13 protein-coding genes and 1 pseudogene are annotated in these 11,142 nt (G+C 46.9%); 8 read left to right on the top strand and 6 right to left on the bottom strand.

Annotated elements, in window-relative coordinates; all coding sequences use genetic code 11:
* The coding region (locus AAKU64_RS21515) for a transposase (protein WP_354362994.1) at positions 1-300 on the top strand (300 nt) is incomplete at its 5' end.
* A gap of 271 nt (positions 301-571) precedes the next feature.
* Here the strand turns inward: AAKU64_RS21515 and AAKU64_RS21510 are convergent.
* On the bottom strand, positions 572-766 hold the full coding sequence (locus tag AAKU64_RS21510) for a hypothetical protein (RefSeq protein ID WP_354334615.1): 195 nt from the start codon (positions 764-766) through the stop codon (positions 572-574).
* Positions 767-2,347: 1,581 nt separating this feature from the next.
* Here AAKU64_RS21510 and AAKU64_RS21505 point away from each other — a divergent pair.
* Positions 2,348-2,476 carry a hypothetical protein gene (locus AAKU64_RS21505; RefSeq protein ID WP_354362993.1) on the top strand — a complete coding sequence of 43 codons (129 nt, stop codon included), beginning with the start codon at positions 2,348-2,350 and terminating at the stop codon, positions 2,474-2,476.
* Between the two features lie 48 nt (positions 2,477-2,524).
* On the opposite strand, the gene AAKU64_RS21500 is transcribed toward AAKU64_RS21505, so the two are convergent.
* The gene (locus AAKU64_RS21500) at positions 2,525-3,901 is read right to left on the bottom strand and encodes a hypothetical protein (RefSeq protein ID WP_354362992.1); all 1,377 of its coding nucleotides are present in this window, start codon (positions 3,899-3,901) and stop codon (positions 2,525-2,527) included.
* A gap of 270 nt (positions 3,902-4,171) precedes the next feature.
* Between AAKU64_RS21500 and AAKU64_RS21495 the strand changes: the two genes are divergently transcribed.
* Positions 4,172-4,681 carry a hypothetical protein gene (locus tag AAKU64_RS21495; RefSeq protein WP_354362991.1) on the top strand — a complete coding sequence of 170 codons (510 nt, stop codon included), beginning with the start codon at positions 4,172-4,174 and terminating at the stop codon, positions 4,679-4,681.
* A 300-nt stretch (positions 4,682-4,981) separates the two neighbouring features.
* Here the strand turns inward: AAKU64_RS21495 and AAKU64_RS21490 are convergent, their stop codons facing one another.
* The 4 genes from AAKU64_RS21490 to AAKU64_RS21475 all read right to left on the bottom strand — a co-directional run bounded on the left by AAKU64_RS21490 (position 4,982) and on the right by AAKU64_RS21475 (position 7,237).
* Entirely contained in the window at positions 4,982-5,449 is a 468-nt protein-coding gene (locus AAKU64_RS21490) for a hypothetical protein (protein WP_354362990.1), read from the bottom strand.
* Between the two features lie 269 nt (positions 5,450-5,718).
* Complete coding sequence (locus AAKU64_RS21485) at positions 5,719-5,931, bottom strand: hypothetical protein (RefSeq protein WP_354362988.1); 213 nt, start codon at positions 5,929-5,931, stop codon at positions 5,719-5,721.
* A 289-nt stretch (positions 5,932-6,220) separates the two neighbouring features.
* Complete coding sequence (locus AAKU64_RS21480) at positions 6,221-6,571, bottom strand: hypothetical protein (RefSeq protein ID WP_354362987.1); 351 nt, start codon at positions 6,569-6,571, stop codon at positions 6,221-6,223.
* A gap of 132 nt (positions 6,572-6,703) precedes the next feature.
* Positions 6,704-7,237, bottom strand: a complete 534-nt coding sequence (locus AAKU64_RS21475; RefSeq protein ID WP_354362986.1) for a hypothetical protein — start codon at positions 7,235-7,237, stop codon at positions 6,704-6,706.
* A gap of 262 nt (positions 7,238-7,499) precedes the next feature.
* Between AAKU64_RS21475 and AAKU64_RS21470 the strand changes: the two genes are divergently transcribed.
* The 5 genes and pseudogenes from AAKU64_RS21470 to AAKU64_RS21450 form a co-directional block, all read left to right on the top strand.
* Positions 7,500-7,736: a helix-turn-helix domain-containing protein gene (locus tag AAKU64_RS21470; protein ID WP_354362984.1), complete on the top strand. Its 237-nt coding sequence runs from the start codon at positions 7,500-7,502 to the stop codon at positions 7,734-7,736.
* Positions 7,737-8,506: 770 nt separating this feature from the next.
* Positions 8,507-10,318 (top strand): AAA family ATPase, encoded by a 1,812-nt coding sequence (locus AAKU64_RS21465; protein ID WP_354362995.1) that lies wholly within the window; start codon positions 8,507-8,509, stop codon positions 10,316-10,318.
* Between the two features lie 80 nt (positions 10,319-10,398).
* Positions 10,399-10,629, top strand: a pseudogene (locus AAKU64_RS21460) (hypothetical protein); the annotation flags it as partial.
* A 6-nt stretch (positions 10,630-10,635) separates the two neighbouring features.
* Positions 10,636-10,821, top strand: coding sequence for a hypothetical protein (locus tag AAKU64_RS21455; protein WP_354362997.1), 186 nt, complete (start codon positions 10,636-10,638; stop codon positions 10,819-10,821).
* A gap of 91 nt (positions 10,822-10,912) precedes the next feature.
* Positions 10,913-11,142: helix-turn-helix domain-containing protein (locus tag AAKU64_RS21450; RefSeq protein WP_354362982.1), on the top strand; the 230-nt coding region annotated here is incomplete at its 3' end.

Genomic DNA, 11,142 nt, shown 5'->3' with positions numbered 1-11,142 from the left:
GCATGGCTAGGGCTTGTTCCGCGACAGCACTCCAGTGGTGGCAAATCAGTGCTTCTAGGCATCAGCAAACGGGGCGACACTTATTTACGCACACTGCTGATTCATGGAGCAAGAGCAGTGATCCGATTTGCCGAAGCTAAGCCATCGACTACCTGGCTTAATAAGTTACTTGGTCGACGAAATAAGAATGTCGCTGCGGTCGCTCTGGCGAATAAAAATGCAAGAGTAGTATGGGCGTTATTAACGCGTGATGAGCAAAGATTCCGATCCGATTATGCACCGTCTCCCGCCGGTGCATAATCGAACCGGATGAGAATAAACTTATAAAAAGTGAAATAAATAATAGTACTTATGTAGGAAGACGAAAGGCCTTCCATAGGTTGTGCAGGCAAGATGAAGTGATGGCAAACAAGGTTAGACCGTGGTCAAGAAAACCTGTAACACGACATGCGCTTCGAGCGCGTGGTTCTGATTAGGACTTGACCAGCATATTCCATCAGGGACAGAGGCAAAAGCCTCAATGAAAGTCCGGATATATGACTGCAATCTTACCTTTATGTTCATCATCGATTTAATGCTTGGCAAACTGAGGGCGTCCATATATGTCGTGTCGCACCAACCACTCGTATGCCAGCCGTTCACAGAACTTTTCATCCAGGGGCTCCCAATGTACTTTATTCCATCGGTACATCACAGAACTGTCACTCGCATAGGTATCCTCTTGCCTCAATACGTCGGCATAATCATGTGGGCGAAAATTAGACATATAACCCTCCCATGACGTTTTTTGTAGAGATGCGCAATACGCCCTTCGGCCTCGGTAACATTATGTGAGGAACATAAACAAGTTCTAGGGATTCAATCCAACGCGAATGCGCCAATTTTGGAATGAATACGTGATTGGAGTAGATAAAAGTGGCTATTTTTAAAAGTGTTTGATTCATAGTTCTGGGGGATGATTAATAGGTTACCAAAATAGGTATAGCAACCGTCTCTCCCAAAATCTTCACACACCTTACCTATCGCTTAGACAACAACGAATCTCGTGCTGGCTCGGGAATGGTGGCCTCCAGCCTCATGAATCTGTTGATGAGACAACTGTGCTACCTAAATCATCAACACTTTTTTCACTACTTAAAATGATTCGTTTCGTATCAGTTGGCACAGCTAGCACGGATGATTTACTCGCCAGTAAAAAAACTTATCGGTCGTCTTCAGCCTGGACAGATTCCTAGCAGCCGGCCCACATTTTTGTAGTCTCTTCTATGGAGCTTTTTGCTTTTTCAAGAACGATATTTTTTAAGTTACACGCTTTGCGAGTTAACGAGTATTCATCAGGAACGGCATCCATATCTCTCAACGCTATATGGCCATTTCCTTGGTCCGCAGCACTGAGCTAAAAACCTAGATTTGATATAGGTTTATAAAAAAGAAGAGCATCACATCGCCAGACTGCGTCACAATTTTCTGAAGAACGAGAAGCACGCATTTTTAGTGTTCATAGCGGGCTGTTTGGCTGTCATGGCTGTTGGACTAGCAATAGCTGTATCTGCTATTTTTTTATGAACTAGTCTGCACTCTGGTCAAGATTTTCGAAAGTAGCCTAGCGACCGCTTTTTTTAACTCTAGAACGCGCGCCAGCGGCAAGGCAACGGGACATGGTCAAGTTGTATTTCCACCAAACGAAGGATTTACTGGTCCGCACACACGAGTATCGAAATTAAAACTGAGCTCTGCCATTTAAGGTGACAAAAAGCTGGTGCTCAACGAGGTCTCGCGCGACAATTCAAACATTTGTTAAGACCAAATGTCCAAAACTGCCAGCGATTTGATACTGAAGATTAAAAGTTGGTTCAAGAAAACCGATTGATTACGTACGAAATCACCACAGTGGTGTTGGCGCGCACTCAATATTGACCGTGAAGCCTGAATTACATTTCCTGAAGGGCGGGCGCTGACAGTTGATGATTTCGGCTTGGAGTCATGTCATAGTAAGACGTTGGCATACTCCCATCGAATGAATACATCGTCCTTCTAGGACACGGGACTAAACAGCCAGAGCAGCGTCACAACAGTCAATCAGACGGTAGTAGGTAGTACTGAGTTTGCCGAATCAAGGTCTAAGCACCTCACGTACATCCCGACGAAAGTTCAAAAGCGCACGCCAATCGCTTGGGGATCCTGGGACCGTGATTCGACTACTTCCAGTAGGCGGATACAGCTTGCCGTGCTTTTTCCCCTTACTGTACGTCCATCTCTCGCGCAAGAGCTGCCGAATGACCATGTCAAATTCTTTGCTTGAAGAGTATTTCATCGACTTTCCTTATTACGACAGGGTTGGCCATCCATGACAACCAACCCCTGTCGCGTGCGTTATTTCCCTTTGGGCGGATTGTTGCCGCGGCCAGAGCCAGACGGATTGCCGGTTTTGCTAGGTGCATTAGTCAAATGGTCAACCATGGTGATTTCTCCTTAAAATTCCTCGGTGTTTAGACGGCTGGCGCACGGCCCGAGGCTTACCGTACTAAATCGGTTCAAATTCAGGGCGGGATTCATTGTCATCAGTTGGTCTGGCACCCTCTGCCAACCATTTGTCAATATGCTGTTGGAGCTGCTCCAGATCACTTTGACGCACAGGGACGCGATCGTACGTACTGGCCCCGACTTCTTCTACCAGCGTGATACGGTACCGGAGCTCTGCGCATGTGGCGCCGGGAAATTGTGGGTCCTCGCAGGTAATCTCTACTGCCAATGCATCAACCGTCCTGACGTACCAACGCGAAGCAACGTGCGCCGCGAGGTGCGGTATCAGTGCCTGTCTTAGTCCAGTGGTCAGTCGATTGACGAACAACTCCCTGCTTGAAAAGTCTTTGGCGAAGTTTTGTTTGATGGATTCGGGTATGTCGTCGATTCTGCCCCGGACCACCATCCTACGAGATGGGTTGCGTACTTCCCCGTTATGCTCGGTAACGACCAAGCGCAATCGGTGCAAGTCATACGGCCGCGTCGTCTTAGTAAAATCAGTAACCGCATCAGCGGTTCTGTAGGCATGCTCGAAGATGGCAGCAAGAAGATGGCATTCGTCACGCCAGCCAGCCTCGATCCAACGCAGGCCGGTTGCCTCCGGCTGGCAACGCGTAAAGTCAATGCGCATTCGATCCTGAGCCCGAGGGATATCTATCTCGATACGCATCCATGGCTTGTCGTGCCACATGCGGACACTGATATCGCCATCCCTTTTGAGATACGTTGTCATGATCTCGCCAATACGCCCACTCAAGTCGCCTGCGCCATGGATTACTTCAGTGTGATCGCGCGTGTTCGAGTTGACCGAGAGGAACCAAAACCCCCTGGCATTCGCTGGCGCGGCTAGATCCATCTCCGATAGACCCGTCAGCTGTGTGAGATCTGCCATCAGTGCAGGATTGCGTACGAGCAGCACGTGCTCTATTCGTTCAGCAATATCTTGTGCGAGCGACTCCAGAGCAAATTCTTCGTCCATTTTGGCATGATGCGCGAGCAAATCTTGTAGTGCCCGGTTCTTACCTTCGTTGAGTTGAGCCTTCAGAAGGTCCTGAACATACTGCAGGTAAGCGGGTGGTTCGGGATTGTCAACGGCCTGTAGCAAGGCAACTGACACCCCTAATACGCTGGCCAACGCCGCAGCATACTGACTACTCGTCTTCCCAGTTGACTCGACCCGTTGATAGTGTCGACAATCAGGAACAGTGTCCGAGTTTTCTGAGGAATTGTGGACGTTTAGAAAACTGTTGAATTGTGTCGGTCTTTGTTTTTCTAAGAAATCGTGGACGTTTAGGGCGATATTGACTTGCGTCAGTCGTTGTTCCCGGCGCAGGGCGCGCAGCCTGTATTGATCGATTTTGAATGTTGGTCGTCCCATAGTCGCTCCGTGTAATGACGAAACGAATCATGGCTTAAATTTTAAATGTCGCCTAGTGACGTAATGACGACTTAAACTAATTTATGTTGCTTAATTGAACCACTGAACTCGATTTCCCTAATGAAAAGCAAGGCAATGTCCTTAGTAGCGTTGAGAGCACAGGATGCGAGCGGTACATGATGGCAGCGCTACCTATTGCGCGTTGCCCATTGAATCGCCACACTTTAGAATGGTCAAAAGAGCGGCTGTTGATGGTGATAGAGGATAAAAATGCACCTTGAATTGGATAGCAAAACTGCTGGATGGGGAGAATTGATTGGGATGAATCCCGCGTTGACCGATTGGGTACTCAATATCACCTTGAGTACTGTGCCGATCGAATACTGGTTTTATGCCAGAAATAAACTCAAACCAGAGGATTTGTCAGTAGAGCTCCTGGTGCCAAGCTACGGATTGTGTTGCGCGGAACTCACCCGGAATGATCGCGTATTTCAGGTCCAATGGCGCCCAAATAATGAGGTAAGCGTAGATTCGCAACAGATGAAATATCGCCGTCTAGTGAAATGGCCATCACTGAATTCGCTGAGGGATTTTCCGGAGTTTGTACTCAGACTTGAAGATGTCCTTGGCATTAAGTTTATTCGCCATGCCAATGTGGGCGGACGCAATGTGCCTCTAGAAATGCTACTAGAAAAAGAAAGTCGTTTCAGCGCATGGCTAAAGCCGTGCGCTGAAACAACCTGTCAGCATATGACAACAGAGAGCCACGGCAAGGAATGACAGAAAGGCCATTTAATAAGAATAAGTATGTCCTCCTAAGACATCCATTACCGGGAGGCGATGATTGATCGTGATGGTTTAGTTCGTTTTCTTTCAAGCATTTCATCGGTGAATGGCCAGCAGACCCTGCGATGCCCGCGGTGTCGTACAATTTCGTTAGATAAGCCTGAATTCAGGTTCGTTAATACCGTGGTCGTCAGCATGTATATCACAGGTTTTTGGAAACCCAATTGGCCTAAGCTAGCCTGCTTACAGAACATTTATTTTTATTTCCACCTGAATATATTCAACGCTATTCTTTTAATAATTCTTCAGCGTACTGCGTTCATTGCTAAATTCTTTTTTTTGTAAGGTTTTTGCTTTCGCAATCTCCAATGAAACACATAGACTTTTCGTTGGCTCCTTCAAATTACATGACGGAGCAGAAAAATCGGGAAAATGTGAAATTCCTGAAATACCTATGGAGTGAATTGAATCACTATCAAGTGTCCATCCTAGAGGCGGAATTGCCAATCTCATTTCAGCATATCGTTGTTTATTCCAATTTTCGTACCAACTGAGCCATCCTGTTGACACGGAACCATTAGATTTACTCAGCGTATCGGCGACAGTTTTTAGCGATAAATCCCACGTAATCAATGTTCCTTGTTTGAATTCCTTTTTTACAAAATTTTCATAAACCTGTGGGTGCCCTGAGCGAGAAGACTCAAGTATAAATAGGGGCGAAATCAGTTGAGGGAGTAATTGATTATTGCCGAATCGTGACACTTCTTTGTACTGTAGTGTTTTTTCAGGGTTGCTGGTAATGGAAATAACGAATACATTGGCAAGATCAGGACGGAAGTTTTTTAACTCACTGCCAACTACTAATCCAATATCTGAATCAGCGGATTATGAGCCGCACCAGCAGCAACGGTCTACGTAATTATCGCCTGATATTAGATGAAACTTCGAGGAACCCTCAATCTTACGATTTGGTTTACCAGTCCTCTAAATGTGTCGGCGTGAGCAGTCCTGGGTGGATACTTTGGCGCACATCATCGCTTAAGTTCTCGTTTAATTTCATCGATAGCTCCTATTAAAGGCGCGAAAAATAATCGGATGTCATCTGCAACGATGTTTTTGATGCCAGACCTTTTAGGCCGGGCTAATTCGATTTTTACTGCCCTAACGGCTCCAATAAATGGCGCAAGATAGAGACGTAAATCTTGCAAAGCGATTAATTTAATATGCTTAAAGATGGCGTACATTTGGTCTCCTTACCTGCAAGATATCTTTGGGTGGTTTCCTTACGCACTCTAAGAATATTGCCCGCTAATGATCTAGGATTTGTTGTCGATGTGGTTTTTTCGGGGCATCGTTTAAAGTTTTTCGGCAAAAAAATAATGCATATTGCTACGTGCAGAGCAAAGCATATTCATTCAAACTGGTGCTGTCACTTCAATTTTCACATGCCCCAAATCAATAGATTGCATTAGGTCAGATAATTAAAATCATCTTTTTAAAAAATTCCACTATCCGACCCAAGTCCTACCTCACTTACTTCCCTCGCCCTATTTTTTTCATACAATATCTCACTAGTTTGTATAGTCCATAAATCACCAATCCATTGACCGTGACTTTAAAAAACAAACCAATGACACTACCCACCCCGATCTCAAATTGGGGAAACACTCGCTGCACCAGCAAGACACCAAACAAATAAATAATAAAGGCCAAGAGCAGCCAGCCGGTGACTTTCACCTGACCACCCGTTTCGTACATACAACTACCGCAAAGCGGACAAATATGCTGTGTTGTCGCATATCTGAACTGTCCTAAAAAGGGTGTGTAATGCCAAAGTCTGGGGATTACCTGCCGGTGGCAGCTATTACATTCAATGTGATCCATATTCACTCTCAAGTTTTAAATAATCAATTCATCTAGTTGAAGCCGTTTCATGAATGGAGTTTTTATTCCCTTCAAAAATCCGGCCTGTATTGGAGACGTGCACCAAGAGCTGTCCTTGCCTGATTAGTGAATTTATTTGACTGGACGATTCCCCGACTTCCCCGGTTGCGTCACTCTGTCCAGAATGCGCAAGGCACTGGCGGCGCTAGTCAGTCCATTTGCCTGAGCAAAAGACAAATAGTCGCGGATGCGTTTTGAGGTATCGGTTTCCCGTTTTGGTGGATTGTTCATCAAGCCTGCTAACAAACCACAGCCAGTAAACAGCGCCCAGGTAGCGATGGGCGCACCCGCCACGTTTTTAAACGCTACCCCACAGGACGCTGACGTCGATGCTAGTATTTTGCCCAGGGCTTCTGCTTCATCGCCCTCACCAGCTCCCAGGAAATGATTCAGCTGCTGATAATTTGTCGTCATCAAACCATCTGTATCGCAATGCGTACCGAACGGGACGTTAGGGTAGGGCGTCGCATTCTTCGCCTTCTCAATATCCCAGGGCGCTGCATCTTTCCTGAAATTCATGTCGATGTCCGCTGCCATAGACATCGCGCTCAAACAACCCAACACCGATCCAACCATACAAGCTGATAACACTGACTTTGCACGCATCTATTTCTCCTATTGATTCAATTGAACGTAATTTGTTGACCCAATCGTCCAAGACCTCAGCACCACATAAATTAAGGCTTGGTTGAGGTGCTACTTCTGAAGTAAGACAAGCCGGCGTCGCACACTACTGCTCTATCCAACACCTGCTTAAATCAGACTACCCCACGAAGTGATTTCGTCAATAGCCTGAAATTCCCCATATATTGGGAAGACATAATAATAACGGAAGACCATCATTTCTCCCAGTATATTGGGAGAAGATGTGGATCCAGCGTTGGTGTTTGGTCAGGTCCTCAGAAGACTAAGAAAAGAAGCCGGGCTGACACAAGAACAGTTGGGCTTCAATGCGCACGTCGAAAGAAAATTTATCAGCCTCATTGAGCTGGGACGTAACCAGCCCACTGTCCGTATCATCTTCAAACTAGCGGATGTCCTTGGCACCACGCCTTCCCACATGATGCTGTTAGTAGAAAATAGTCTGCGCTCAGAGTCCGCATAGAACATCAGACAAGTGCTTGCGAACTTAACGTGGTACCAAAGATCTCATTGTGGGCATCATTTCCGCGATAGGGCATTTCCCAATGCCCCTCTTCCCAAATTTCCTATACGTGCGCCTGTTGCGCGAAAAAATCATCGATTTCTCAAACAGCCGTCTGTAAGCCACGCCTGGTAACGCTCACACCTTGCTGTCCTACCCTGACACAGCGTACTTCTATGTGATGGCAACAGAGTACCTACCGGATCGTCGGGGATGCGGTCAGATGGAGAGCCGTCCTAATAGGACACCCAACTCTGGTTTTTTTAAGCTCATAGAATTGTCGATGAAACCGGCAAAGTAAGCGAAGCGAACAAAGTGACTCTCATAAGCTGTCAATCAATAGAAATGATCGAGGCTAAGGATCTTGACAAATAAATTCCTGCTGTAAGGTGAACTGATTACCCATGAGGAGTTCATCTATGTCATCGTCACCAGATCATCCCATTACTTTGAAGTCTCTTTTATTTATACTGACCTACCATGTATGTGCTGGAGTTCAAGCCATCGGATTACTGCAATTTGACGAACAGGTATGGCGTGCAGGTAGTGGGGAGCACTTTGTTTGGCATTACCTGACGGTAGTCACTATCTCTGTTCTCTCATTCATGCATCTTGCACAGGTCATTGATTTTGCAAAAACAAAACATCCTCATACCTTACTGAAAGCAACCGGCTATCTAATCCTGTTTGGCGCAGCCTCGCTCGTGCTTCTGGACATGGCCGTGAGCGGAATGTTTCTACTGGGCTTACTTGCCAACACTGGACTGCTGATCTGGATAGGATTCCACTGGCAAGAATATCGTCAACAGCAATCTGAGCATAGTGGGCTCCCGTCCAGACCAGCGATACAGCACCGTTCTCCATTAGCATCTTCTTCAGTTTCCTCCTCAGCCTCCACTCCAACATCTTTACCGGTACATGGTCTTCCTGTGCCTCATGACCCGCAGGAAGAATCTCCAGGTGCGGCATCCATCAATCCACCGGTGACATTGGCTCTTCCGGTCAACCGCTATCCAGCGATTCACAGCTCAACTGATTTTTCGCACATCATGGGGTTGGATGATGTCAAAACACGACTGCGTGATGCTATCAAAGACATACAAGGCAACGGCATGCCACACGGAACCGGACGAACCAAACCTCGAAACGGAATTCTGTTATTTGGCGAGCCCGGAAACGGCAAGACTTATTTTGCAGAAGCCTTGGCAGGAGAAATGGGATTGCCTCTCATCTCGGTGACGTTTGGTGATGTCGCCAGTAAATGGGTCAATGACACCACAGAGAGAGTCATGCAGATCTTTAATGACGCGAAGGCACAGGCCCCGTGCGTGCTGTTTTTGGATGAAATTGATAGTTTTATTCAGCATAGAACATTGGTATCCAGTGGCTCGGATGAGACAAATAAGACCACCAACACGATATTGGCAGAGATCGTCAAATTACGATCCTATCCCATCGTCCTGGTGGGGGCGACGAATTTCCTGGAACGACTGGATGCGGCGGCGATTCGCGAGGGTCGCTTTGATTTTAAGATTGAAGTCACCCCTCCCGATGACGACGCCAGACTGGCCATTCTTCTCAATGCAGTCCACCGCCATGTCAGTCGGTATGATCTGGATCCACCAGGCATCCATCACATGATCCAACGATGGTCGGGGTATTCGGTAAAACGAATTCAAGCGGTAGCCGAAGAAATAGCGGCGATGCATACCGGGATCACAAACGCCGTGATTAATGCCTCGCTTCTGAAGAGAGCCATGCGTCGCGTCCAAGGAAGAAAAGGATGCTTACCCGAACACACTACATCGTTGGATCAGCTAACTCTATCCGCCCAACTCCGGCGGCAACTTGAACTGATCGTCTACCGTCTGAGCAATAGCGAGTCCGTGGAAGCCTTTGGTGGCAGTGTGCCAACGGGGTTGCTGTTTTACGGGCCACCCGGAAACGGCAAAACAGAAACCGCCCGTGCACTAGCCAAAGCCAGTGACTACGCATTTCTTAGTACGACAGGACATGCCTTACTCCATGATTCGCAAGAACTAGACCGTCTCATGCGTGAAGCAAAAGATATCCGTCCCTGCATCCTCTTCATTGACGAGGCAGATGACATCTTGATGGATCGGCAGAACTCTTATGTCAGTAGTGCGACCAATCGTGTATTAACAGAGATTGATGGTGCCGGAGGCAAACACAACGACATCTTATTTATCGCCGCGACGAATTTGCCAGAACGGATTGATCCAGCTGCATTGAGAGGAGGGCGCTTCACCGAGAGACTGGAATTCAGTATGCCGAGCGCTACAGAACTTAGCGAGTTCATTCACGAGTGGATGCAAGACAATCATGCATCATTTGATCCAAATTTACCTTCCAGTAGGATCGCAGACTTGATCGGGGAGGGGATCTCATTTGCCAGCGCCGGAGCGATATTGCGGGAGGCTGTGAATCACATGATTGGACGAGTGGCATTCGATGATGGACACAAGCCTGAGGTGTGTGACCTTGATGTGGTGGAGGCTGTTCGGGTTGTGATTGGGAGGTGAGGTTTTTAGCGTAAAGAGCCCTTAAAAAAGAGGCAAGATGGTAACATTTGATCTTCAGCGTTTGACAGCAGGGTGTATCAATGGTTTCGTGGGGTCCAAGTGCGCCAGGCTTAATTTTTACCCAATCGGATAACTGGCGAGTATCGCTTCATGAGGGCCAGATTTCTGTCATTAACAATACCATTAGGCGTTCGGGAAAACTCTCCAAAGATGCTGTGAGTGTCACCCGAGGATTGCTCTGGTCATCCATAAAGGTCCGGTTAGCCCAAGACACTACTGTCGCACTGGACGGCATACCGAACGAACAAGCCGCTAACATGAAGCTTGTCTTCGATGAAGCGCATTGGGCTATCCTGCTTGAAGGAGAAAAGGCAATACAGCTTAAGAAGTTGGATACTCTCTTAACGGTCGTGCTCGTATGGCGTGATGCAGTTAGCTCCTCCTTTATTTCGCATAAAGATGACCTTATCTGGATTACCCTATTGACGATCACCCTAAACTGAGCCACTTTTTAGAATAAATTTCATCCAAAACTGAGCCACGTGATTGAATTGCCTGCTTGACAAATGAGCAGGGAGACATGGAGTGATCACCGTGGGCATGTTAGCCAAAATAAGGCGGATGTATTTCCGCGATAAACTCTCGATACGAGAAATTGCGAGACGAACCAATTTGTCTCGCAATACCATCAGTAACTGGCTCAAAAAAGAAGCAATGCAAGAGCCGAAGTGTCAAACAGCGTTCAATATTTACCACCTGTCAGCGTCCAAATTTTTCCACTTTATCGGCTTGTTCAGAACGATTTTTGCTGTGCTTAAATCGGT

The sequence above is a fragment of the Undibacterium sp. GrIS 1.8 genome, from assembly GCF_040544445.1.
Taxonomy (GTDB): Bacteria; Pseudomonadota; Gammaproteobacteria; order Burkholderiales; family Burkholderiaceae_D; genus Undibacterium.
The sequence above is the reverse complement of the archived record's forward strand: the minus strand, read 5'-3'. Positions and strand labels throughout refer to the sequence as shown.

What these genes read in the sequence shown, in the direction of transcription:
- AAKU64_RS21510 (WP_354334615.1), bottom strand. Translation starts at nt 766, where the DNA reads ATGTCTAATTTTCGCCCACATGATTATGCCGACGTATTGAGGCAAGAG.
- AAKU64_RS21505 (WP_354362993.1), top strand. Translation starts at nt 2,348, where the DNA reads ATGACAACCAACCCCTGTCGCGTGCGTTATTTCCCTTTGGGCGGATTG.
- AAKU64_RS21500 (WP_354362992.1), bottom strand. Translation starts at nt 3,901, where the DNA reads ATGGGACGACCAACATTCAAAATCGATCAATACAGGCTGCGCGCCCTG.
- AAKU64_RS21495 (WP_354362991.1), top strand. Translation starts at nt 4,172, where the DNA reads ATGCACCTTGAATTGGATAGCAAAACTGCTGGATGGGGAGAATTGATT.
- AAKU64_RS21485 (WP_354362988.1), bottom strand. Translation starts at nt 5,931, where the DNA reads ATGTACGCCATCTTTAAGCATATTAAATTAATCGCTTTGCAAGATTTA.
- AAKU64_RS21480 (WP_354362987.1), bottom strand. Translation starts at nt 6,571, where the DNA reads ATGGATCACATTGAATGTAATAGCTGCCACCGGCAGGTAATCCCCAGA.
- AAKU64_RS21475 (WP_354362986.1), bottom strand. Translation starts at nt 7,237, where the DNA reads ATGCGTGCAAAGTCAGTGTTATCAGCTTGTATGGTTGGATCGGTGTTG.
- AAKU64_RS21465 (WP_354362995.1), top strand. Translation starts at nt 8,507, where the DNA reads ATGTTTCTACTGGGCTTACTTGCCAACACTGGACTGCTGATCTGGATA.
- AAKU64_RS21455 (WP_354362997.1), top strand. Translation starts at nt 10,636, where the DNA reads ATGAAGCTTGTCTTCGATGAAGCGCATTGGGCTATCCTGCTTGAAGGA.